This window comes from Rheinheimera soli (genome assembly GCF_031457405.1).
GTDB lineage: Bacteria > Pseudomonadota > Gammaproteobacteria > Enterobacterales > Alteromonadaceae > Pararheinheimera > Pararheinheimera soli_A.
On record NZ_JAVDWR010000014.1, the window covers coordinates 1 to 24,764 of the forward strand.

16 protein-coding genes are annotated in these 24,764 nt (G+C 43.0%); 3 read left to right on the plus strand and 13 right to left on the minus strand.

Annotated elements, in window-relative coordinates; translation table 11 throughout:
* Positions 1-73: 73 nt before the first annotated feature.
* Positions 74-757, minus strand: coding sequence for a hypothetical protein (locus J2W69_RS15780; protein WP_310280266.1), 684 nt, complete (start codon positions 755-757; stop codon positions 74-76).
* Between the two features lie 308 nt (positions 758-1,065).
* Here J2W69_RS15780 and J2W69_RS15785 point away from each other — a divergent pair, with 308 nt between their 5' ends.
* From J2W69_RS15785 to J2W69_RS15795, 3 genes are all read left to right on the plus strand, one after another.
* A complete protein-coding gene (locus tag J2W69_RS15785) occupies positions 1,066-5,484 on the plus strand; it encodes a hypothetical protein (RefSeq protein ID WP_310280268.1) in 4,419 nt (1,472 codons plus the stop codon).
* Positions 5,474-7,471 (plus strand): hypothetical protein, encoded by a 1,998-nt coding sequence (locus J2W69_RS15790; RefSeq protein WP_310280269.1) that lies wholly within the window; start codon positions 5,474-5,476, stop codon positions 7,469-7,471. The genes J2W69_RS15785 and J2W69_RS15790 overlap by 11 nt, the downstream gene beginning before the upstream one ends.
* A 79-nt stretch (positions 7,472-7,550) precedes the next feature.
* On the plus strand, positions 7,551-7,973 hold the full coding sequence (locus J2W69_RS15795; protein WP_310280271.1) for a hypothetical protein: 423 nt from the start codon (positions 7,551-7,553) through the stop codon (positions 7,971-7,973).
* A gap of 14 nt (positions 7,974-7,987) precedes the next feature.
* Here the strand turns inward: J2W69_RS15795 and J2W69_RS15800 are convergent, their stop codons facing one another.
* The 12 genes from J2W69_RS15800 to J2W69_RS15855 form a co-directional block, all read right to left on the minus strand.
* Entirely contained in the window at positions 7,988-9,601 is a 1,614-nt protein-coding gene (locus tag J2W69_RS15800; RefSeq protein WP_310280273.1) for a Tn7-like element transposition protein TnsE, read from the minus strand.
* A 10-nt stretch (positions 9,602-9,611) separates the two neighbouring features.
* On the minus strand, positions 9,612-11,114 hold the full coding sequence (locus tag J2W69_RS15805; RefSeq protein WP_310280275.1) for a TnsD family Tn7-like transposition protein: 1,503 nt from the start codon (positions 11,112-11,114) through the stop codon (positions 9,612-9,614).
* A gap of 351 nt (positions 11,115-11,465) precedes the next feature.
* A complete protein-coding gene (locus tag J2W69_RS15810; protein WP_310280276.1) occupies positions 11,466-12,425 on the minus strand; it encodes a DUF2971 domain-containing protein in 960 nt (319 codons plus the stop codon).
* A gap of 424 nt (positions 12,426-12,849) precedes the next feature.
* Positions 12,850-13,350 (minus strand): hypothetical protein, encoded by a 501-nt coding sequence (locus tag J2W69_RS15815; protein WP_310280279.1) that lies wholly within the window; start codon positions 13,348-13,350, stop codon positions 12,850-12,852.
* 80 nt (positions 13,351-13,430) lie between these two features.
* The gene (locus J2W69_RS15820; protein WP_310280281.1) at positions 13,431-15,071 is read right to left on the minus strand and encodes an AAA family ATPase; all 1,641 of its coding nucleotides are present in this window, start codon (positions 15,069-15,071) and stop codon (positions 13,431-13,433) included.
* Complete coding sequence (locus tag J2W69_RS15825; RefSeq protein WP_310280283.1) at positions 15,068-16,834, minus strand: DDE-type integrase/transposase/recombinase; 1,767 nt, start codon at positions 16,832-16,834, stop codon at positions 15,068-15,070. The genes J2W69_RS15820 and J2W69_RS15825 overlap by 4 nt, the downstream gene beginning before the upstream one ends.
* A 310-nt stretch (positions 16,835-17,144) precedes the next feature.
* Positions 17,145-17,972 carry a TnsA endonuclease N-terminal domain-containing protein gene (locus J2W69_RS15830; RefSeq protein WP_310280285.1) on the minus strand — a complete coding sequence of 276 codons (828 nt, stop codon included), beginning with the start codon at positions 17,970-17,972 and terminating at the stop codon, positions 17,145-17,147.
* 159 nt (positions 17,973-18,131) lie between these two features.
* Positions 18,132-19,961, minus strand: coding sequence for a glutamine--fructose-6-phosphate transaminase (isomerizing) (gene glmS, locus J2W69_RS15835; RefSeq protein ID WP_310280287.1), 1,830 nt, complete (start codon positions 19,959-19,961; stop codon positions 18,132-18,134).
* A gap of 6 nt (positions 19,962-19,967) precedes the next feature.
* Positions 19,968-20,747 carry a DeoR/GlpR family DNA-binding transcription regulator gene (locus tag J2W69_RS15840; protein ID WP_310280289.1) on the minus strand — a complete coding sequence of 260 codons (780 nt, stop codon included), beginning with the start codon at positions 20,745-20,747 and terminating at the stop codon, positions 19,968-19,970.
* A 337-nt stretch (positions 20,748-21,084) separates the two neighbouring features.
* On the minus strand, positions 21,085-21,840 hold the full coding sequence (locus tag J2W69_RS15845; protein WP_310280291.1) for a ZIP family metal transporter: 756 nt from the start codon (positions 21,838-21,840) through the stop codon (positions 21,085-21,087).
* 47 nt (positions 21,841-21,887) lie between these two features.
* Positions 21,888-22,280: a hypothetical protein gene (locus tag J2W69_RS15850; protein ID WP_310280293.1), complete on the minus strand. Its 393-nt coding sequence runs from the start codon at positions 22,278-22,280 to the stop codon at positions 21,888-21,890.
* Between the two features lie 129 nt (positions 22,281-22,409).
* A complete protein-coding gene (locus J2W69_RS15855) occupies positions 22,410-24,740 on the minus strand; it encodes a TonB-dependent hemoglobin/transferrin/lactoferrin family receptor (protein WP_310280295.1) in 2,331 nt (776 codons plus the stop codon).
* Between the last annotated feature and the right edge of the window lie 24 nt (positions 24,741-24,764).

Sequence of the window (24,764 nt, forward strand, 5' to 3'; positions counted from 1 at the left end):
TCAACTGGATGTTTGATGTGGATGGAGCCCGGCGAAAATTGAACCGGGCGTATGGCAATTTAATCAGTCAGAATTAAGTGGAAAGAGCACTAGTAGTTACTTTTGGTAAAAAAGCCTCCATTTGGTTCGCTAAGCTTTTTGTCGTATGTAAAAGAGGATGATTGCAACCACGGATTGGGTTCTCTGACAAGTTGCATACAAGTTTTTCTAGCCCAGGAATCTTTCTAAACTTGTACTGGATATCTTCTGTGCTATTTGACCAAAATAACTTTTCAAATCGATGGGTTATTCTTTGCTCAAATTCTGGCACAACTCGAGAGAACTGGATTGGTTGAATTTCTGAGAGAAGGTTTTCATTTTGGTAAATTCGAACATTTTCACCATCACAATGAATGTGCGTAGGAACAACTCCTCGGTAATCAAGCTGATCGATTACAAATGCTAAAGCTTCCATTTTTGATTTGGCGGCAAAATAACGATCTTCGTCATACCCTTCCAGATCTGTCACCGCAGCAACATCGACAAGGTACCACTCTGGTTCCTTAGTTGACCCGTTGAGTTTAGATGCCCACAGTTCACCATCATCAAGATAATACTCTAATGCCAAAGAGTAAAATGGTGTGCGCTTAAACGTAGGCTCATCTTCAAAGGCTAATGAGCGAGCGCTAGGTTTTAGCAACTTTGCTGATACAGGATGTCCTAATTCATTTAAAGACTTTGCCAAATTGGCACATTTAACGTGAAATGCCTGAGTCATAGATAATTCTCCAATCTTTCATCGGCCATATTGGATCAAGGTGTGTGCATTGCCTTCCAAAGCCGACTGAAGGTGGAAAATTAAGTTTGAAGAGATCTGATTCGCCAAGTTGCACACAGCAGGTATCAGATGACCTTTATGAAATAGAGTCTGAGAAACCACCCTATTTGTCAAATATTTTTTTAAAGCTTTGACCAAACAGCTAATATACGCGTTCATTAGCTATTCAACGTTAGATATGCCTTGAATTATCGCAACTTTTATGTCAGCTTTGATTAATATTTGCTCTGATAAACATGGATGTGGTAGTGGCAAAAGTGAAATGGACACCAGCATTAGAAGAAAAGCTGTATCTAATTACAGTCGATTATTTCGAAAAGCTTCAAGTACACGATTCATACACTCAGCAAAGCCACTGTATACAAAAGATATGTGAAGAACTGAAAACAGATTGGATAACTCCATCTTCGGTTTTATACCGACTCGCTGAGCACAAATTTCTAAAGACGGAAAAACATAGTCTCCAAGATCAAATATTCTACAAACAAACCAGCGCTTATAGTATCCAGAACTTCAAAATCTGCCCAAAGTTGCCACATGTTGATGCAGAAACTGTTGGTAATATAATATCCGCTTTCCTCGATCTGTTAGCTGAATATTCGTTTAATGCAACCGAGGTATGTAATGTCTTGGGTAAACAGTTTGATAAAACGTCTTTAAATATCCAAAAAATTGTGTTTGATAATGGGCTCATTGAAATTGACTTCCCACCTAGGAAACTGCGAGTCAAACAGGAATATGTAGACAAAGTTTCAAGTGGTAAAGGATGCTGGAAGAGCAAGTCTGCTCCACCTGATTTGAAGATAAAAATAAATAACTCTCGGTCAAAGCTAGGAGAATACTACAACCCAACTACACACAAGCTTCCCGCGGTTATTCGATCATCTGATGGAACGGGATTTGGTAAGAGCTATTCAGTTTTCAACGCGTTCATCAACAACTCAGTGTATGAACCAGGAATCAGCCACAGATGCTTTGTTTTTATCACTCCGCAAAAGTCACAAATAGATATTACCGAAAACCTGATCCGCGATGCAGTAAATACCAACTTGCCTATATTGCCGGTAATGGCGCATCAAGATATGCGCAATTTAGATTTCATAGACTGGGTAGACGGAATATCGAACGAAAAACGTTTCTTAGACTGGATCAGTAAGGGGAAAAAATGCCCTTACATGAAGAATATGCTGTTAAAACTGGAACAAATAATCTATCAAATACGGAAAATTCAGCAGATTATAAAAAACTCCCAGTCCCTGCAAGAGGGCAAATTGTACGAGCAACAATTGCAATATCTCATGTATGATATTGATAAAACTCTAGTTTTATTGGCTCTGTGTGTTTTGAATCAATTTGACCAACCAAGAGCTTTTGAAGACTTATTAGATAAAGCAAAAAACTCTGAGCTAGAGCAGTTGCGTTTAGACATTGTGTCAAGAGTCTTCCCATTTCAAAGAGCATTATTTGAACGCTGTGTGCTGGTACTAACGACTGATAAATTTGAGAAATCAACCTATATTCTAAATTTAGGGAAAGATGGCTTATACAGACAAAAATTATATCAGTTCGACGAACTGATAGGTGGCAGCCGAAGACCTAAGTTAGGTCTTGCAGAGGAAACCACTGTTTCTCGAGATCACAATGAGCAAGTTGACTACTTACGAGAGCATTACTTTTCAGAAGACAAGGGCAACCCATTTGTAAAAAAAGGGGTTGCATTTACCTTAATAATTGATGAGGAACACGAATCTTACGAGCGAATGAGAAAAGGCGGAACTGTTGAGTTAGTCAATTCCGAAACAAATCTACCACATGTTATTTCTGGATTACATCGAGCTTACAAAGCTATTCAGTCCACAACATCCGAATCGGCAGAAAAACCACCATTATACGATGACATCAAAAGTTTCTTTAACAACATTGAACGAGCCTTGGCTTTATGTGAGTTGCCAAAAAATCAATCAATGTTAAGACTTTTTGAATTATTTCAGTCTAATATTGGTCACGTGCAAATAGATCGAACACAGGCAGAACAAATACTGAATATTACTAGAAACTTATTCAATTTTTCTCCAAAACATTTCTTCAATGAGAATACACTTAAAAATATAAAAATAGCGTCCTTACAGAATAACACATTTTGTAAATTGTATTATTCGACTACAGATCAAAATGCAGCTAACTTATATGATTTGTATCTGTTAGTCATGTCTATTCTCGATGCGGCATCCAAAATCTCCAACAGAGACGTTGATGCAATGTTGGGGAACGAGTTTCAATGGAGCCAGAATTCTCCACTGAGCAGATTCATTGACAAGGCAAGAGAGAACAGAGACAGCATACAGTATTTATTTGAACGAGCTAAGGACGAAAATCTATTAGTAAATCATTTCTTCACGTATTTCCAACCCAAAACAATTTTTTCATTGGAGCCAAAGCAAAAAACTGAATTCAGAGACCCAAAGCTGAAAGATTTTATCTATGTTGACTTAACATTATCATTATTAACCGAGCTTCCTGAGACAACATTAATGCGCGTTGTCAGCCGTTCTCACAATGCAGTTTATCTACTAAGTGCAACAACGGGTTTTCATAAAATATACAATGGTAACTTCAACTATGGAATGTTACGCCTATATGGTGAGCAGGGTAGCACCAACCTTGCATATAGTACGAAAGAACGTAGTAAAAGTGATATGCCGTTATTGCAAAGCTTAAGGGATGCTAGGCAGCAATTAAGGACTGTAAATATACATAACTTTGATACTGCATCAAGATGGGTTACGTCTGAACAACCAGAACAAGACTTTGCTCGTGTAGTGAAAGCTTGGGAAGAAAGATTACAGCCTGGCAAATATATAATGATATCTAAGTATCGACGAAGAGAATTTCAGCGGACATTGCATGCTGTTCTTCTTGCCGCTTATGACAAAAAAAGCTCTTTAGTTCTCACTCTCAGCAAACGCTTCTTTGATATCTTACGCAATTACGTTGATCTATCCGATAATTCATCCAAAAGACTAACTTATTATCGAAGTCGTGAACATTCAGTTTATACATTTAAACCTTTTGATAATGGCAACACGCTGCGCTTGATCTGTTTTGATGCGAAGCTGGCAAACACTACTGCTGATGTCAGCGAATATACCTATCTGTCACCAAACGAAACCTTAGTCATGGTTGCGGCCTATAAAAGTGCAGGTACCGGGTTAAACTTCTTCGTAAGGTATGTAGGTACAAAATTTAAGGAAGATTTTACTCGCCTAATCTTAGTCAACTCTCCCTACTACAGTGAGGTTAGAGATCAGAAAGAAGGGCTAAATACCCTAGACAATTGGTTAACACTACTTAAGTTTTACGCAGATGGGGATGCCCGTAAATACTTAGCTGATTTTGATGTTAACTTAGTAAACGGTGAAAACTACCATGTATTAGAGCGAGAGCATCAGATGTCTATTTTCAAGAAAATGATGCAGGCGATTGGTAGGGTCGAGCGAGAAGATACCCTCATCGATACGGAAATCCATATACCATCAGATCTAATGGATTGGGCCATACTTCATTTCTCTCGTCTAAACAATGATAAAGGTAGTGAAATAATTTTAGGGTCTATGTCACTGCTTAATACAGCGCTAATGCACAAATGCTTAACATTAGCTGAGCAACATTCTTTTTCAAGTGATACTGAGAGAAAACAATTTGAGTCCGTTATATTTAGAAACAATAGACTAATTAATAGTTTCTTTGAAAACACCGTTATAGATAACATAAAAGCCTGCCGACACAGTAATGTTGAGCCAAAACTCAATGAAGCTTTACGATCAATAGACTGTGTTTTTCAACCCAGCAAATGGATCAATGATCTAAAGAACCTTGAGGAGATAAAAACCAATGGTTTCCTTTCCAGCATTGTGAATGGATTTTTTATAGATAAAATCCAGAATAATAAACGCATTATATTCTGTAGAAGCGACATGGAAGAAGTCATATTGACAGATTTATCAAATGCATCATTATTGTACTCACCAGCTGATATTGTTCTCCCTCCAGAAATCCAAGAGTTCGATTCAGGAAATGAATTTTTCTGGAAAAAATACCATGAGTTAAGCTCACTACGTGATACAGCTTTTGATAAACAAGTCCCTCACCCCGCGATTATTCCTCTTATAAAAGGAAACATTGGCGAATATCTTCTTGATGCAGCGCTTGAGCAGATTGGTGTGCAAGCTCTTTCTATAAAAGAGGTTATAGATAAACTACCTAATGAAATTTACGAAAGCTTTGATCGATATATTGAACTGCATGGTGAACTTTTTTGCATTGATGCAAAAAATTGGTCGTCCACTTTTGATCAGAAAGGTAAAGCAACTGAGACAGTTATAAACGCAGAAGCCAAGGCAAACCACATAAATAAAGTATTAGGACGGATTTATCATAAAATTCACTTTATATATGTTAACGCTCGATTGGACCAAAACCCACTGAATCTTATGGCCGAATACAACGGAAGCAATACTTATTTTTTCAATTTATTAAAAAGACAGCATTATTATGACGACCCACGTTCAGCGAAAGCAGGAATGTCGAAAATGGAGAAAATAACATTGAACCCTTCACTATGGAGTTTATTTGACGTAGCAGGAGTCGAAGATAATCATGTCAAATAAAATAATTACAAAATTTCCAGCAGCAAAGACTAACTCATTTAAGTTACCATCTGAGCCGGCCGTGATAATCAAAGCATTGCTAAATGATATTGAAAAACCTTTATCAATAGATTTCTTTACCCGATCGTTCCAAAAAGATAAATCCGAGAATCTGGAAAATTTTTATAAAAGAATACATAGAGAAGCCCAAAAATTAATTTCGGATGAAACAGGAGTCGTAGAAGTTAAAAATAGGTATTCTTGGCTTAAACGAGGGAATAGTCACTATTTTTTTTACATAACTGACACTCCAAAACCTAGAGCGGATCTATTTGAAGACATAATATCGCTTCCACTAGAACCTCAGCAAGTGATTCAAAGCCTGCTGACACTTAGGTTTAGCTGCTTTTTATTCTCAAAAATTAGTGAAGAATTTATACTTTCAATGACAGACGCTCAGTCAGAACTCCTGCTATTTGCCGACGTCATGCCTACCAAAAATCAAGGAACGGTTTATATTGAGGCCCTGCAGCTTGATTTATTCTTCTCTAAGTACAACGAGCTTTTCTTCAATCTAAGTGTTAAATCTTTTTTATCTAATGTTGGAAAACAGAAATTAACTAGCACAGATGATGGTGGTTTTCTATTTCTACGCGGTTCAAATAAGTATTTTGGAACTAGAGCATTAGACGCCAGAAAGAGCAGAAATAAAAAGTTTGTTGTATTTCAGAGGAAATATAAAGGCTGCATAAACTATGCCCAACAACATATTCATAAATATCTTGTAGAGCTATTTAATAAACTGAAAATTGTTTATCAAGCAACACACCTGTCAGCATCCGACTCTGTTTGTAACTTTCTTACTTTACAAAGAAACATTAACAAATACGACTTAAACATAATAAACAATTGTCCAGGCCTTACTGATTCCGAGATTTATGAACATTTCGCACTGACGCTTGGTGAGTGTTTTCATTTAAAGGTGCTAACTAGTAATACACCAGCTTCGGTTCGTGATATGGATGAAGATGCAGTATACCTATTTTTGAACAAAGAATTGGGTGATGGTAAAGATGGTGGAAGCATCATTAATGTCGAAACAGGAGAAAAATTCCAGACTTTCTGGCAAGCATATCGCTTTATTCGCTCGAATACTGGATCTAATGGTCTAGATCTGTATACCAAAATAAAAATAGAAAACTTCTCTCTAAACAAAAAAATTGTTTGCCAAGGCCTAAACTTGGTACCACTAGAATCAGGAAATATAAAGTCAATCAGCAAGCATGTAATCAACAGAATTATCACAGAGATAGCTTTAAAGAAAAAAGTTTTTAATGAACGCTTAATTGAATGCAACGAACCTTTACGAAATGGTGACTACGAAGCTATTTACATAAGACGCCCTGAAGGTATGTTTTACGCAAGCATTACAAGCTTCAAAATTAAAGAAACCCAAATAACGATTACTGAGCAGAGAGTCATAGCTGACGAAGACGAGTTAAAATTTAACTGCGGGTATTTGGACGTTGTTGGTTATTTAAGAAATGACTCTTTTTATCTATATGACAAAGTTTCGCAAAGCTTGCTGACAGCATATACCTCTCCTGCAATTCCGCAGATAATTGGAAATGCGCTGTTTGACAATGCTGAAAGATACCGAGAGGCAGATGACAACTTAAGAAAATTGACTGCCGAACAAGAAAACCCGCTGCCTTATTATATCAACCCAAGCAAATCGGGAGTGTACCATCAAACATTTATATTCGATGATGCTCCAAATTACTTTTATTTTGTGGCCCCAAAAGGGAATCCGCAATCATCATTTGATCGACAGCTAAGGGTTTACAACATTCTGGTATGGAATCATGAGGGTCATCTAGTGAGGCAAGCTAACGATCCGATAACTAAGCTTTATTTGGAAAGCTTGACTGACGACATATTGAAAAATAATCAGGTGAGTAAAACATCTCTCTTTTCAAAAATCGCAAGGTTACCTATCGAAAACTAGCTCAAATATTAACCAGAAGGTTGATTTCTTGGTTATCCAAAGCTAATATACATGTATATTAGCTTTGGATTTGTTAATAATGAAAATGTCTTCAAGAGCGGTTGTCTCACATGTACCATATTCAGTGAGTCAGTGCGCTTTAGATATTGTCGCCACTGAAGAAATGGAGCCTCATTCGAAAGGAGCTTTAGTTTCTGCGGCGAAAAAACGATTAAAAGCGCATATAGCGTTAAACTGGCTGATTTATATTGCCTATAAGCAAGACCTAGATATGACTCCAGGATTGGCAAACCATATTGTTAAAGGTTGGATTGGTCGCAGTATATCTAGAAGCTTGCTAAAAAAACTATTCTCTGTGTCTAGCCGCTCAGCAGGGGACAAAAGTATTGATGCTCAAAAGGTTGATGAGGTAGTGGTATCCTATAGAGATAATGTACTTAGAGATATGAATAACTCTCTTATCGAGGTTGAGAGTGAAGCCGCATTACTGTTACATCGATAATACCTTAAATTCAATTAAATTAAGTTCTGTAAAAATCTCAGCGCCCAACTTTCCAGTGATTCCCGGGGAATATTCCCAGCCTCAGCGCCCTGATGTTTTGGGTGATTAATCCCTTTGTGCCCATATTCGCCGTAAAGTGTGTCGAGTAACTCGTTTGGCCAGGACAAGGACTTAGACACAACTCCTTTCCGAATCTGCAGGTACTGTTCATCCCATTTGGCGGGGTCGACACCAAATAGTATTTTGGTTGATAGCATTTTGACGCCATCAGAGGTATCAATCTCCAGTAACACAACTTGCTGACCACCATGTCTAAGCCACACCGACTTAATCACCCGCGGTGTTCCGTTCTCCAACATTTGTTGCTGGCTACGACCAACTTTCGGCAACGCAAAGGTGTCTTGGTGAAAAATAGTACAGCCATGTACGAATTTTAAAATTTTAAGCATATGGTCGAAGCTGATAAAACGGCCTGCATAGTAACGCTCTCTATCTGTGAGATCCTGCTTTCCACCTACATCAGCCGAAGGAAGTTTACCTGCCTGATTTGGCTCATCAGTACTGACCTGTTTTCCGCCTTCCCGCTCAGATTCCTCATCAATAATCAGCTTATGACTTGGCGTAAATCGTTCTTGCTTAACAACAGAACAAGGACTTTTAAAACGAACAAAAGATGCACCACTCTCAATAACTGTGGTTTGATTCTGATCGGATGCTGATTCTTCATCGTCAATTTCATACTCTTCTTCCTGGTCCCGCCAGTCAACAGACCCAGAACCATGACGGACGGAGCCATCTTTATTGTCCTTTTTGACAAAATCAGGATGAATAAAAGCAACCAGTACAGGCATTTCGGCATCGATATCAATACCTATGATTTCCTCAACCAGGTAGCTCGATTTGTCGTCGCTAAAACGTCCACGGACATGGAGGGTCCAATTGTCCATTGGAGGGGGATCAAAGCTGAAGCACCACAACTCCCATATTCCTTTGAATTGTCGATCCCGCATATAGTGCGAATAAATGCTCTGAAAAGAGTTCATGGCATCGATGTTGGTCAGCAGCCAAGCCAGAATCATGGTGGTACCACTTTGATCAAATGCACTGAGGGGAAAGGTACTGGTCTTTAAAACATGAATGTCGACGTGCTTGTGGAAGTAAGGACGTTGAACGTCAAATTCGAGCTGTAATGTTGTGCTGGATAAACAAGCGCGGCATAGATAAGAGTTGATTAAAAAGATGGCTCTGGCCAGTTCAAGCTGCGGCACAACGTACTTAACAGTTCTTCCGTGCTTTTGCTCAGTGTAGGTGAAAGCATTCTGCCGGCTTTCTGCTTTTCTGACTGAATCGAAATTACTTAAGTCAGGAAAATCGGCCAGTTTTGCCGGAAACAATTGATACCCCGAAGGAAGTTGGATCACCCTTTCAGCAGAGTTTTCTCCACGCTTACTACTGTTGATGCGCTTGCTACGACTCAATAAAGCTAGGTTTGATATCCGGGTCGACTTTTTATCCTGTAAAGGGCGACACCAGACATTGATATACCAGTCTCGCTTGCTACGAGCTCTGAACAATTCACCTATATGTACAATTTGAACATCGTCATCAAAACCGGCAATCCTTGGCATCCCATCTCCTTTACAACATCCGCAGTATTGCAGCAGCCTGTGGAGTAATACGTTCTTTACTCAAACCTGACATACGAAGAACGAGCCACTTTTTAGGAGGTATATGTTCATCCTTTAATCGCGTATAGATGCAACAAATACGACGCAGCTGGTACTCCGTGATTGACTCAGCATATCTTTGTAGCACTTTGTTAACCAGAGGTAATTTGCGAATATTCTTTGAAATGGATGCTTTGTTGGGTAACTGCTGAAGTAACCAGTTAGCGGATAACCTGGGCAGATCTAGCCGTAAGTCGGACTGATAAATCAGCTGTAATAGATGACGACTCGCTGTCATATCACGCTTATGCCAGTCGACTTTAAGTCCCGGCAAATCTCTTGGCAGTTTGTGTTGCTTGTTAAATTCCATAAGCCAGGCTTTGTCATTTCGGTATAACCAAGCGTATAGAGCGCCCCCAAGACCTACCTTTCTGGCAGCTTTAGTGCCACGTTCCAGAGCCAATCTCTGCCAGGTTTCGCGTTTTTGCGTATCGACCACTGCTAGAGTCTCAGGAGTACAAGTCAGGTCCAATGCCGGCCAAATCTTGCCACCCGATTTCCGAACCTGGTTAAGAATTTCAGCAGGACTCGTTCCTGGTAGCAGGGCTGCCCATACAATTAAATGCTCCAGATAACTAAAGGACTTACGGTGCTTCCGAAACATAGATCTCAGCCAAAAGCTTTCACTAATAGGTCCCTGCAGATGAAACTCAGATAAGGTGTGAACAGAGAATTGTTGCCGGATACGGTCATAGACTCGGTCGTGCAGAACTTGTTTCCCTCTGGAGAAACCGAAATCAACAGCCAGACCATGATAAAACGCTGTCCACTGTTCAAATGATGACGATATCCCCTGGGATAATTGCATTAACTCGCGAGCTAGACATGCAAGTGCCATCTGCTCAGAATCTACGTCTGCACAGCTTTGTGTTTTACCGATAGCTTGCTGCAAGGGCAAAAATAAATGCCGATGCTCGCTTATGTTTTCTGATAGTAAAGTTACTGGACCATGATCAGGACAAACGCCAAGACCAGGAAAATACCACTCCCGCAACCAGAAGCACTCCCCATGGGCTTTTATTTGCTGTTGCACACAAGCAGCACAATAGCGGAACCCATGTACTGATTTAACTCGGGAAGCAGCAACACCAAGCATTAAGTGAACAGCACCCTGAGAGCTTGCAGCCATCATCTTCAGAGCCCTAAGCCTGTGTTCTTCAGAAACAAAGGGGGCATAAAGCGGGAATAGAGTGTGCTTATAAACCAACTCATCAACAGAATACCGGCCTGTTCTTTTCAGCTGGTTAGAAATAGCCTGCAGATGACAAGGAAGATCCATGGTGGCAATCACCTTGCGATCACCATACACCTCATCCAGTAGCCGCTTGGGGCTGGATATACCCAGATAAGTGCCTGATCGGGCTACTATGCTGTAAATGAGTTCACTTGGATAAGGGACTGGGAAGTTGAGCATGTGCCATTACATTCGCGAAACGCACTTGAGCAGCAAAGTATAGCCTGAATCGCGTCAATGCACGTTAACAGCCACTGCGTTCCGAACCTAATGAAGCGTCGGAAAAAAGCTGAGCTGAGTAAACTTATCCAATCAGATGCAAAACGTCACCCGAATTTACCACTACAATCACAGGCTGCTTACCACCCTTAGCACCTTCAAATAACTATCAGTTTCAGCAATCATCCAGTTACTTTCAGATCAGCAAGGAGCGAATTGCTGAAATAACGCGGTCTTAAGCGGTGAGTAATAGTTGGCTAAAATGTGCAGCAAAGCGGAACAGACTATTACGAATCCGACTTCAAGGCTTTGTTATGTTTGCTTTTGAACTGCTTCAACAGAGATCTGAAAATTTTGAAGACTAAGCTCTTCTTTGAACAAACATCCATCCCGCATTTTCATCTGATAAAGGTCACATTGATAATCACTGTTTTCTAAAATATCAACTATCTTTTGTATGTCTTTTGACATACATCTAACCCCAAAAATTATAGATTTGAGCGACTTCTTCGAAAAATTTACATCAGTAAACAGCTGATCGGACTGTTTGTTGACAATAATATCCTTCGTATTATTTTGCATATCAATTTTTGTCGTAATTTCGCCAAAAGTTTCGCTAAACATGAACCTATATTCTTGTTCATAGCTCCAAAATGTCCGTTTAGAGAAAGCTACATCTCGTATCATCAAGTCTCTTACTTCATCTGTCTCTCCGTATAAAAGCATATCAAGGGGATTAGAGCGCGGTTCCACATTTTCGTGGTATCGAACATAGCCTTTTCTTAGCAGTCTGGGTTCTTTATCATAGAGATCTTCCAATTCAAAAACACAACCGTAATGTTGGTCAGCATAGTGTGCCCACATTAAGCTATTATCATATTTTTCAGTGACACATAAGACTCTAAAACATCTAATAAGTGCAGTGTTCATGAAATCTCGATAATCAGACTCAGGGTTACCCGAAATATTAGCCAAAACATTTGCATAATCCTTTCTGTCATAGGTACCTTTCTCCATAGAAAGCGCTATGACATGAATCAGCCGCATTGTTATCTCGCTGAATTTATTGATGTTGTATACTAAACAACCCCTAGCGCATCCTTCTAATACTTGAATATAAGTTTCATGTGACTTCAAGTGTTGTTCTTTAGTAAATGGAGTAAACTGGCACTCTTCCAAATCATTAAAGAGCAAAGGGCTAGACCATCTTAGAGAACTATTTTGAAGCACCAAGACTGCAGTATTAATATTTGTGTATTTATAAAAACTCATCGCTTCTCATCAAATGTTGATTGAAAAATCAACCTACTAAAAACATAACTTTTTAATAGAATGCAAAACGCCCGTAAGTCGGAAATTTTTATGCTTTCTATCCCCATTTTTATTTATCCCACACTAAGACTTAAATACCTATTTTGCAAACATTTTTTCTGATTGATGAAAGGCATGCCTCACAAAATTCGGGCTTTTTACGCAAGTTGTCCGAAATTTAACTCATGATTACTTATTGGATGTTTCATAAGTAGTTTTTGCAGCTTTATTTAGAAGATTTAAAGCACGACCGTTCGGCATTAGCCTGCTTTTGCACAAACCTGCCCTTAGCTAGAAATGTAAAATGTCTGCAATAAGTGATAAGAACCAGCCGCAATTAGGTGGTAGGTTAAATGCCATTTATCAATAAGATAAACATCAGTAACTACCTATATAAAGTCGAGTAACGTGTATACCCTGATGTGCATGGTTGATGTTGAAGCAGAGAGGCTGAGGATGGTAAAAAAACAACATTGAAATGATCTAATGGTTGCTGATTTTGAGGCATTGATAAACCATGTAGGCTAAGTTGATTTTGCATTGAAGAAATAAAGCCAGAGCTCTGATATTGGTTAAAAACATATGCCGCTTCGGCATCGGTCATCCGTCTACATTGCCTGACCTCAATCACAGACGTTCGACTTAGTCCTGGACCAAGGAGGTAAAGAGTTACATCATCAATAAAATTCGGCATTTGCTTTTTATAGGCTTGAATAAACCCCGCCCGAAATCCGTTTAAGTGCCCACCATTAATTGTTGGAGCACCCAATAACCATTCATCAAATCCAAATCCATGTATACCAGGGAACGAGTTTGGCTTGCCTTTTGAGCCACCAGACGGCTGGCACCAACTTAATGTATTAGGACAGATCCTTGCATATCTCATGATTACCTCCGTAAACAGTTAATATATTTATATGCCCTTCCGTACCTCCTAACAAGCAGAATTACCTGAAAAAAGTCTTATCAAATTACCCATGATCTCAAGTTGAACAACATACCCTTAGCGTCCAATGCCGAGTGCAAGGCGTTTGCTGATTTTTGCTGAGAACTGATGTATCGCAGATCGTCCTTAGCCAGAGTATCCCACTGATCAGGTTTGGTATTCTTAGCACGTATTTTCGGTTGTTCTGGTTCAACTGAATTGTTGGCATCTGACAGCCAATTCAAAATCACAGGTAACAATTGAGGGCGAGTCAGCTTAGGATTCTCATCAAATGCTTTGCGAACCGTTGCCACAAGCAGGCTTGAGTCATAATCGTCTTTGAGCATCAGGTAGATTCTGCGTTCATCGTCGGTTGCCAGCTGTTTTAGCGCTAATTCCTCTGGGGTTTCGACTTTCATGCCAGCAATATCCCTCTGCAGCTGAATAAGTCTCTTGTCCATTTCCGGCAGCATCAAATCAGAATACTGCGCAATTTTTTCCGGAACGCCAGATCGAAGGGCCTCCAGCATAGGATGAACGGGTTTTAGCTCGTCTTTATATACCTGTTTCATTAGGCCTGGAGTGAGTCGCTCCTTACCCAAAGCCAAGGCTCTTAACTGAGATAACACAAAGAGCTTAACAACGATATCCATAACGCCCTGGCTCAGGTCATACCAAAGGTCCCGTAAATCGTCGGTCAACACCAAATCCTTGCTCTGCAACAACTGCAGCTTCCAAAGGTTATCGGTAAAGGCAACCCACTCAGGGTTACGCTTACCGTTGGGTCCTTGTTTCATCGGTTCCCAAAAAATCGCACCTAAACCTGAGCCGCGTCGGGCTGATCTGAGATCAATTTCAAAAATTTCCCTGGCTTTAGGTGTTCCAATCAGCATGACTGGCACACCAATGGTGTTCACCATGGTCACGAAAAAATTCAGCATCGCTTCCGGGCCACCAGATTTCACCCGGCTTAAATGCTGGATCTCATCAATAACGAGCAAACCTACCGCATGGGCGTTGGCTATCTGAGCCATCAGTGCCAGCATAGTCTCAATACCATTACGTTTGAGGCCATATTTTTTCTCATAATTTGAGCCCAACGCTTTATCCAGCGCCCGGAAAAAGTTCAGACAGATTTCTTTAAGCGAACCATTGTGTGAACAGTCAACTTTCAGATAAACCACTTGCTCAAAATTCATAGTCGGGTGATAAATGACTTGAGGATAGGTGTCCAGGATGCGCGCTAAAGACGTTGTTTTTCCGCTACCTGAGCAACCAATCAGCAGCATACTCTGAGCAGTTGATTTCGCCTCTTCAAATCTAAAGCTAGACAAATCTCCACTTTGAACTCTTTCGTAGCCATTTTGTAAGTGGCGCTGCAGGTCGCCTGTTTTAGGATTGCGGCCAACATAGCCACCACGAATCATCAGCGAAACACGCTCACTCAGGAGCAGGTGCGAGCCCAGCGGCTGGAAAAAGTCATTGGTGATACGGCAAATACTGTGGGCGCGAACAACTCTTGGTTTCTGCAGATCTGACGCATCAAAAAGTGACGTCGAACGAAGAGCTGCAGCACTATTTACAGATTCCTGCAGTGGTGGCAAAGCCTCAATAAACGGATTGCCTTTATAAGCTGTGACATCGGCGTCCCGATAGACGGCATCAATTTTTGTTGCGCTCATTCAGGTTCTCCATCTTGGTCGCCAAACAAGTCCGGAACATAGCTTGGAAGACTGTAATCCTCTTCGGCTTCGCGCAGAGGAATGACTGGTGCAAGCACTTTGTCTTTAACTTCATTTGCAGGACTGACTCGCTGTAACTGTTCAGCTTCACGAGCCTCTTTTTTATTACCCCTGATCTGTGTGATACGCTTTTGGCCTGATTCTTTAGTGGCTGGAGTTGCGCGGATAGCACTGGTAGTTTTTTCTTTTATAAAAGCATCCAGTTCCCGCCGTTTCGCATCTTCATCCAGCCTGGCATTTGCCATGTTATGTTTCTGCTGGGCCTGAAGCTCCCAAGCTTGCCAGAATGTCAGTCCTCTAAATTGGCGACTGCGGTCAGTAAGAGTACAAGTCCAGTAGGTCCGGCTACCTGGTTGTGGAAACAGATAAATGGTATCTGCAGAGCCCGGGTTGTAAGCAGCCTCAAGTTTCTGAGAACGCTGAATATCCGGGCTTCGCAGTAGCCATCCTTCTCGCAGAAATTCTGGACAGCTGTAGTAGATACCCCACATATTTGCGCCATATTGAGAAATACTGACCTTTTGCCGTGGCAACAAAGCAATTCTTAACTGCTCAGAATCAACCTGCCTTAAACTACCAACCCTATGCTGCATGCCCCAGTTCCATAAATGAATTGGAATTGAAGGGATATCAGCAGGCAAGTCTGCATCACGATCGTACTTATCCATCACATGGTAGTTGTTTCGGAAAAGAATAGTTTTCAGCATTATTTGGGCAAAATCGGTGATCGTCATCACGGCATCAAGACGATAATCCCGCTCTCCGTGTTTTTTCACTCTGTTACCAGTAACAACACCGGGCACATAGGGTTTAAATTCGGCTTGAAGAGTACGGAAACAACTTTCAACAATACCCTTGGCGTCACCACGTCTCGGAGGTGCGCTTTCAACCCGCAGATTAAACCCCTTAATCAGCGCGTCCACCTGATGGCTCATCATCTCACCGCGATCTGCCAGAATGACATCAGGCAAACCAACACATGGCCATTCGTCCGGAGTGATATCTATACCAAGAGACTTACAGGAGGTTACCTTCTCAGTGCAGGCGATTGCTACAGCCTGCATAGCCACCACATAGGAAGGGTTGTCAAAACCGATGTAAAAGCCTGCTATCATTCGGCTGAACACATCAATCACGATGTAAAGGGTAGGCCTGCCGATAATTTTGCTACGATCGTCATCTGCAACCAGATAAATATCAGCAATAGTTGCATCAATCTCATATCGGCTGCCAGGGCCCAGCACATGGGCAGTTGCAGTGCTGGTTAAAGGGCGAATATCCTTTTTGTAGATGCCAGGATTCGTACTTTCAAGTAATCGCTGTGGTTTTTTGTACTCACGGTTATAGAAATACCGGAACTGCCGTAACGTGGGGAAATCTTCAGGCAAGACTTCAGGGTGATACTGTGCAAACAAATCCCTGAAACGACGATACGCGACCGTTGTTTGAAGTTTTTTCTGAGTTAATAAGTGCTTTTCTATACTGACCCGAAATATTCGTTCAACATCGACGGTGACTTTAATCCCTGAACCATCGCCGTATAAACGGCTACGGCCAACTTTTGTTGTGCCTGATGCCGCTCTGGATTTCCCCGGGGCTCCACTGTTTTTGAAGTCAGGCAATAAAGCATTGGGCTTCTGGCCTCGCTGCCAAAACCTGCGAAGTAGCTTATAAATAGTCGCTTTGGTTGCTACACCAGCCATCTCAACCTCAGTCACCCGTCGCGCTCTGGCTTTAGTTTCAAAACACAGCTCGTCAACAATAATGGGCTGAATAATAGTCAGTGCTTTTTCACGTCGATTAAATGCAACAGACCCAACTTCTGGCTCTTCATCATGCAGAAATGCGTAAGGGTCTGTGCTTCTGAGCAACCGGCCTTCATCCAGGTAGGAAATAAGCTTCAGTTCCAGGATAAATTCAGGGAACCCCTTATCGCTGTCGATTTGGATCCAGACGAGCTCGCCCGGATGCACAGCTAATATACGATAGGGCTGTTCGTCAAATCTCAGAACCTCATTGATTTGCCACATGCAGCAAGGCCTCCATATCTTCAAACTGACAGAACCTGAGCTCTGATGCCTTCACAGAACGAAACGCCTTATTGATATTAAATTTAATAAAGCCATTGGCTACCAAAGTCCGAACATCTCGTAAGCTGTGGCCGAGCTCCAGCTCGTATGCGGTATCCAGATGTTTGCAAATATCAATGACCTTTGAGTCCTGAGCTTTGCTAAATGCCTTAGATAAAAATGGCAGCTGAGATAACAAAGCAGGATCCACTGCAGCATCATTTTTTGTTGGATATAACCATTCGATGTTCTGTTTTATCACCAGATCAATTTCTTCTTCGGTGACAAGAAACCATGGGATTTGCTTTAACTGCCAGTAGCGCCTTTCCAGCTCAAGCTTCTCGATAGTCCCGGGCTTGGCTAACTCACTCACTGGTTTCACCTGAATAGCGAACTGCCTGTCAGGACCCGTCGTAGCGTCGACAAGGAAATCTGACGACATCACCTGGTCAACACCACGGACAGAAGGATGCCTCAGTTGATGCTCTGCTGCGAGAGCCCGGGTTTCATCTCTCTTTAAAGGGAATTGCTCCCTGATATCTGTAATGTCTGACGACCATTCAAGCACAAGAAAAACTGCTAATTCCAGATCGGAAAGCAGATGATGAACCCGCCGCGTTTTATGAGAGTAAATACGGTGAGAACGCCCATCTGAAGGGACATCCTGAACATGAAACCAGGGTTTATAATGCTGTCCATGACCCTGGCCGCGCCCGTTCTTGATGCGACGGGCAATTTCAGTTTCTGAAAGCGATTGCTGCGCTCTAGCCATAAAAAAAGTCCAGTATGCTTTTTAAACAGCATAACCGGACTTTAATGGTTTACAACTATTTTGTTCTGTTTAGTTCTTTGCTGTCACGCTTTAAGACTATTTTGTCTTGTTTAGAACTATTATGTCAGACCACAATACCATTGTCTGATAAAAATAGAATTACTCTACAGTCACCGACTTAGCTAAGTTACGTGGCTGGTCTACGTCTGTGCCTTTAATAATGGCGACGTAGTAGCTTAATAACTGCAGCGGGATGGTGTAGATAATAGGTGCGATTAGCGGGTGCACGTGTGGCACGCTGATCACTCGCTGCGTAGCGTCTGATTTAAAGTGAGCATCCACGTCGGCGAATACATACAGGATACCGCCACGGGCGCGCACTTCTTCCACGTTTGACTGCAGTTTTTCCAGCAGTTCGTTGTTTGGTGCTACCACAATAATTGGCATATCAGCGTCAATCAGCGCTAAGGGGCCGTGTTTCAGCTCGCCTGCGGCATAAGCTTCAGCGTGAATGTAAGAAATCTCTTTTAACTTCAGCGCGCCTTCCATAGCTATTGGATACTGGTCGCCACGGCCTAAGAACAAAGAGTTGTGCTTGTCGGCAAATTCTGTGGCCAAAGCTTCGATTTTTGGCGCCAGAGTTAAAGTTTCTTCCAGTTTGGCTGGCAGAGTTTTTAATGCCTGCACCATGTCCAGTTGCTGCTCTGTAGTTAAACCATTGTATTTACCAATGGCCAGCGTCAGCATAGACAAACCCACTAACTGAGTGGTGAAAGCTTTAGTGGACGCCACACCAATTTCAGCACCAGCACGGGTCATAAAGGCCAGATCAGATTCACGCACCAGCGAAGAACCCGCTACGTTACAAATAGTTAAGCTGCCGATATAACCTGCTTCTTTGGCTAAACGTAAGGCTGCTAAAGTATCTGCAGTTTCACCTGACTGGGAAATACTGACCAGCAAGCTGCCTGGCTGCACAAAAGATTTGCGGTAACGAAATTCAGAGGCAATTTCTACGTTACAGGAAATGCCAGCTAAAGATTCCAGCCAGTAACGGGCCACCATGCCTGAGTGGTACGAGGTACCGCAGGCAACGATTTGCACGTGACGTACTTTTTTGAACAGTTCAGCTGCGCCGTTACCAAAGGTTTCATCCAGCACTGAATCTGAACCTAAACGGCCCTCTAAAGTGTTGGTGATGGCATGTGGCTGTTCGTAGATTTCTTTCAGCATAAAGTGACGGTACTGACCTTTGTCACCTGCATCGTAGCTGGCAGTAGATTCAGTAATAGCACGTTCAACCTGCTCGCCGTTTTTACCATACACAGTCACGCTGGTGCGGGTAATTTCGGCCACGTCGCCTTCTTCTAAGAACATAAAACGACGGGTCACAGGTAACAGAGCTAACTGATCAGAAGCGATAAAGTTTTCGCCAATACCAAAACCTATCACCAGCGGGCTGCCTGAACGGGCCACTACTAAATGACTTGGGTCGTTTTGGTCCATCAGTACAGTGCCGTAAGCGCCGTTAAATTGTTTAACAGCAGTTTGTACTGCAGCTAACAAAGAACCAGAAGTTTTCATTTCTTCAGCCACTAAATGCGCTATTACTTCAGTGTCAGTGTCTGAATTAAACACATAACCTTTGGCTTTTAACATCTCACGCAGTGGGCCGTGGTTTTCGATAATGCCGTTGTGCACCACAGAAATATTGCCTGAAACGTGTGGGTGAGCGTTACGCTCTGAAGGTTCGCCGTGTGTAGCCCAGCGGGTGTGTGCAATACCAGTGCCGCCAGCAACAGGTGTTAATTTCACCGCGTCAGACAGTTCTTTTACTTTACCTAAACGGCGGATACGTTGTACTTCGCCTGCCGGGCTGATGATGGCCACACCGGCTGAGTCATAACCACGGTATTCCAGACGGCGTAAGCCTTCCACCAGAATGTCTACTACGTCACGTTGTGCTACAGCACCTACTATTCCACACATAAAGTCTTACTCCACTGATCCAAGGGGGGCGCAAATCACCTTCACGCCTTGTTGTTCTATTTGTTGTTTTGCGCTGGCGGGTAACTTGTCGTCTGTTACCAGTATTTTGATAGACGACCAGGGCAATTCTAAGTTGTGGATCTTCCGGCCTATTTTGTCGGATTCCACCATCACCACCACTTCACGCGCCACTTCGGCCATCACCCGGCTTAAGCTGGTCAGCTCATTAAAAGTAGTAGTACCACGCTGCAGATCAATGCCATCGGCACCAATAAACAGCTGGTCAAAATCGTATGCACGTAATACCTGTTCCGCCAGCTGGCCCTGAAAAGCCTCAGACTGCGGATCCCAACTGCCACCTGTCATCAACAGCGTAGGTTCGTTTTCCAGTTCACGTAAAGCATTGGCAATAGACAAGGAATTGGTCATCACCACTAAACCTTGTTTATGCGACAGTTCAGGTAACAAAGCTGCTGTGGTGCTGCCGCTATCGAGAATAATGCGGTTGTGATCACGAATAAGCTCTGCCGCTGCTTTAGCCAGAATTTGCTTTCGTTCCGAAACCTTTTCGACTGCAGCTTCCTGAATGAGTTCATGCGGCACCTGTACTGCACCACCATAACGACGCAATAACAGACCGTTGTCTTCCAGCGCAGATAAGTCTTTACGAATAGTCACTTCAGAAGTTTCAAAGTGATGAGCCAACTGGTCCACACTGACTTCGCCCTGCTGATTCAGCAGCTCAAGAATAACGCGGCGACGTTGTTGGGTGTTTCGTTTGTTCATCTGCCAACCACTTAAGTTTCGTTTCGAAAGGCATTTTACAGAAACGAAACTTAAAGGCAAGAGTGAACCTTAAATTCAGCTATTGTGGGTTAGATTGTTGGTGAAGGGGGTATAGGGGCATATTAAATAAAAAATGTAGGGGCGGGTCTTGTACCCGCCCGCCTAATGGGTGACTCAAAAACGAATGCGCGCAGCCCTCAAGTACGACGGCTATAGCCTAAGTAATTGATGTTGCGGCGAGGCGACAAGTGAACGAGACCCCAGGAGCATAGTTTTCCTATGTGACTGGGGCAAGGAGCGACGTCAACAAAGCAGCGGCTTCAAGTACGACGGCTATTTAGTGGTGATGTGAAGCTTCAGGCCCCAGCAGCAATAACATGAACAACACACCCAGGCCCATCATCAGGGCATGTAACCAAAGCGGTTGTTCGACATTTTTACGCAGCAATGGCATTAAGTCGGCGCTGGCCAGATAAATAAAAGCACCAGCAGTAATAGCCAGCAGAATATTCAGGTTAGGGGTTAACCAATGGCTGATGGCTAAAGTGGCCACTGCACCTAAAACACAAGCGCTGGCCGACAACAGGTTATATAGCAAAGCTTTTTTGCGGCTGAACCCCGCATGCAGCAATACGGCGACATCGGCAATTTCCTGCGGAATTTCATGGATCAGAATAGCGACTGTAGTAGTGACGCCCAATAAAGGGTCAACCAGAAAACTGCCCGCTATCAACACACCGTCAATAAAGTTATGAATGCCATCGGCCACCAGATTCACTTTGCCATAACTGGCGGTATTGATGCTTTGATCCGGCAGTTGTGGATGGCCATGCTGCAGCGCACGTTCCAGAAAATAAAAGCCCAATAAACCTGCTAACACCCAGCCAAAAAGTTCGCGCGGCGAGTCCTGATGATGCAAAGCATCCGGCAATAAATGCAAAAAGGCATTTGCCAGTAAAACCCCTACAGCCAAACTTAAAATAAGCGGTAAAAAGCGTTGTAACCTGGCTTGCGGCAGCAAAAATAAAATAGCCCCGGACAGGGACACCAGCATCACCAGAAAGGCAGCCAACAGGATAAACAAAGTTAACATATACAATCCTGTCCTATGGGGAAAACAGCGGATAAAGATGATCAGGTTCAGGCAACAAAAGCCAGGTAAAAAACCTGTGACATTATAACGTTTTTTCTCCTATGTGGCCTTTGTTTTTTAAAGAAAAAATCGTCAGGAACGATTTTTAACAATGCGAAGCATTGGCCCGAAGGGCGAAGCCGGAAGGGCGAAGCCGGAAGGGCGAAGCCGGAAGGGCGAAGCCGGAAATAGCATTGCCAACAGTTTGGCAATGCCCGGATGAGCGCCAGTGGACTGAGCCACTGGCCGGAATGCGCCAGGGATGGTGGCGACATAGTCGCAACAATCATCCGGCCTTCGCCAGAGGCGAAGGCGTGATAACGGCGAAATGCCAAACTGTTGGCATTTCGAAAGACCGTTATCACCCAGACAGTTGCGACATACCGTCCTTCCCTGGACATAAAAAAACCACCTGTCTTCCCAGCAGGTGGTTGAGCATTCTCTCAAAAGACCAGGGTAAAGCAGAAAGCAGGGTAATACAGGGCGCAGTTTATCCGCGCCCGCCTTAGGTTTAATCCAAATAAAAACCTTTAAAAACTATAACTCACACTTAATTTGGCATAACGGCCCGGTTCGCTGTAACGCTGAATACCGTCGGCGCTGATGTTGTTACGGCTGCTGGCGGCATAACGAATACGCTCCCAGCGGTAGTATTCTTTATCCAACAGGTTATACACCCCCAGATTCAGCAACCAGTTGTCACCAAATTCCATATTGCTGACTAAATCCACCACAGTGGCGCTTTTGGGCAGGTAGGTGACTAATTGAGTTTGAGTGCCGTCTTCTTCCGTTTCGTACGCATCTTTAGCTTTAACGTCTGAGCTGTAACTTAAGTTAGCAGCCAGACTCCACCAGTCGGTAGCGCGATAGCTGACACCAGCCACCAGTTTGTCCGGGCTTATGGTGATCAAAGGGTCGCCATTGTCTTTTTCACCTTCATGGTGGCTGTAAGAGAATTGAGCACTCCAGCTTTGGTTAAAGCGCCAGGCCCCTTGCAGCTCGACACCTGTCACATCCACATCACCGACGTTTTCGTTCACAGTGTACGGATTACCCTGTGTGGTATTACAACCAAAGCTGGAGCAGTCTTCGTACACTGTGCCCGGATTTTGTACTTTGGTGACATTGGTGATCATGTCGCGGTAATTGTCTTTAAATACCGCCACTTTGAATCTGCTGTTATCCCCTTGCCATTGATAGGCCAGTTCCAGATTAGTGCTGTATTCAGCGTCCAGATTTGGGTTAGATAAGGAGCTGTATAAACCCCGTACTATCGCACCTGTAGCTTTTTCAGTGCGGCTGGTTAAAGCGGTTTGAAAATACATTTCTTCTGTACTTGGCGCGCGGAAACCACGACCCAGTTGCAGCGCTATACTTTGCTGCTCTGTCAGTTGATAACCCCCCACTAACTGACCTGTCACTGCGCTGAAGCTGCTGTCCTGCACTGTGCCAGTGACGTCGGTAAAACCTTCATTTAACTGGGGTTTGTACGACAGATGATCATAACGCAGGCCACTGGTTAAGCTAAAAGCACTGTTGTTAAACTTTATATTGTCGCGTACGTACAAATGCCATAAATCAGCGTCTGTTGCAGGCACAAAATCCGGGTCTATATCCTGTCTGGCAATTTCCATGGTCTGACTGACATAGCTGGTATCTATGGCGGAGAAATCAACAGATTTTTGCTCCAAAGCACCACCGTACACCAGTTGATGACTGCTGCCCTGAGTTTGGACTTCTTTATCCAAAGCAAAGGCCCATTTCAGCAAGTCCTGCTGGTATTCACGGTCTTCACTGCGGTAACAAGGACCAGTGGTACATAAACGGGCTGCACTTGCAGGAGCTAACATTAAGGTAAAAGCGTCATTTTTGGTTTGCTGATAATCCAGGCTGGTTGAGAAAGCATCAAACCAGTTGTAGCCGGCCAGCCAATCGTATTTCAGGCCAATACGGCTGCGTTCCTGTTGGTCATCACTGCTACGGGTCAGATAACTACGGCTGATCCACGACAGGTTATTGGTTTCAATATCGGCCTTAAATAACTCTGCCGTCAGGCCAATATCCTGAGTATCTGTCAGTTGGTACTTTAATTTGGTCAACAGATTGTGGCTGCTGTTGTCCTGTGGATCAGCAACAGGGCGGCCAGAACCTGTAATAGCCTGGCGTTCTGCTGAGTCTCTGTAGTTTTCCATTTCGTGACCTTCACGTTTGGTCACTACAGCCAGAGCTTCCAGTTTGCCAGTGCGGTTTGCGACTGTCACAGTGCCTTGTGTTTCATCATTAGCCCCACTGTACGCCGCTTTTAACCGGACCAAAGTATCGTTACCTTCGGCCTCTAAATAGTCGGCAGCATCTTTGGTAACAAAAAGTACGGCGCCACCTAAAGAACCGCTGCCTGCGGCTATGGCATCTGCACCTTTGACTATCTCAATTTGTTTCACCGCATCAGGGTCAATACCACCACGACCTGCAGCAAAAAAGTCGTAAAACGCAAAAGTGGGCGGGTTTAAAGTTTCACCTACAGCTAAACCGTCCACCGTAATAGCAACCTGATTGCCTTCTAAGCCACGGATATTAAAACCAGCTGAACCAAAACGGCCCTGGTCCGTTAAGCTGACACCCGGGATATAACGCACCATGTCTTCTAAACGCTGCACCTGTTGTTGTTCCAGCTGTTTGGCTTTGATCACTGTGCTATTGGCTGTGGTGGACTTTTTATCTTCAAGTGCTGTTGCAGTAACAGTCACAGCTTCCAGTTGCGACAGATCTTTTGTGGCCTCTTCGGCTGCAACTTCTGCCAACAGGGAGGTGGAAAATAGGCTGCTAATAGCAACAGCAATTAAGGTTTTAGAACAGGGCATAACGCTCTCCTTGACGAGCTATAC

Excerpts from the sequence above, each read along its gene's own strand:
- J2W69_RS15845 (WP_310280291.1), bottom strand. The coding sequence starts at position 21,840 with ATGTTAACTTTGTTTATCCTGTTGGCTGCCTTTCTGGTGATGCTGGTG.
- J2W69_RS15825 (WP_310280283.1), bottom strand. The coding sequence starts at position 16,834 with ATGGCTGGTGTAGCAACCAAAGCGACTATTTATAAGCTACTTCGCAGG.
- J2W69_RS15800 (WP_310280273.1), bottom strand. The coding sequence starts at position 9,601 with ATGCCAAGGATTGCCGGTTTTGATGACGATGTTCAAATTGTACATATA.
- glmS (WP_310280287.1), bottom strand. The coding sequence starts at position 19,961 with ATGTGTGGAATAGTAGGTGCTGTAGCACAACGTGACGTAGTAGACATT.
- J2W69_RS15840 (WP_310280289.1), bottom strand. The coding sequence starts at position 20,747 with ATGAACAAACGAAACACCCAACAACGTCGCCGCGTTATTCTTGAGCTG.
- J2W69_RS15780 (WP_310280266.1), bottom strand. The coding sequence starts at position 757 with ATGACTCAGGCATTTCACGTTAAATGTGCCAATTTGGCAAAGTCTTTA.
- J2W69_RS15820 (WP_310280281.1), bottom strand. The coding sequence starts at position 15,071 with ATGAGCGCAACAAAAATTGATGCCGTCTATCGGGACGCCGATGTCACA.
- J2W69_RS15815 (WP_310280279.1), bottom strand. The coding sequence starts at position 13,350 with ATGAGATATGCAAGGATCTGTCCTAATACATTAAGTTGGTGCCAGCCG.
- J2W69_RS15790 (WP_310280269.1), top strand. The coding sequence starts at position 5,474 with ATGTCAAATAAAATAATTACAAAATTTCCAGCAGCAAAGACTAACTCA.
- J2W69_RS15795 (WP_310280271.1), top strand. The coding sequence starts at position 7,551 with ATGAAAATGTCTTCAAGAGCGGTTGTCTCACATGTACCATATTCAGTG.
- J2W69_RS15810 (WP_310280276.1), bottom strand. The coding sequence starts at position 12,425 with ATGAGTTTTTATAAATACACAAATATTAATACTGCAGTCTTGGTGCTT.
- J2W69_RS15805 (WP_310280275.1), bottom strand. The coding sequence starts at position 11,114 with ATGCTCAACTTCCCAGTCCCTTATCCAAGTGAACTCATTTACAGCATA.
- J2W69_RS15850 (WP_310280293.1), bottom strand. The coding sequence starts at position 22,280 with ATGTCCAGGGAAGGACGGTATGTCGCAACTGTCTGGGTGATAACGGTC.
- J2W69_RS15855 (WP_310280295.1), bottom strand. The coding sequence starts at position 24,740 with ATGCCCTGTTCTAAAACCTTAATTGCTGTTGCTATTAGCAGCCTATTT.
- J2W69_RS15830 (WP_310280285.1), bottom strand. The coding sequence starts at position 17,972 with ATGGCTAGAGCGCAGCAATCGCTTTCAGAAACTGAAATTGCCCGTCGC.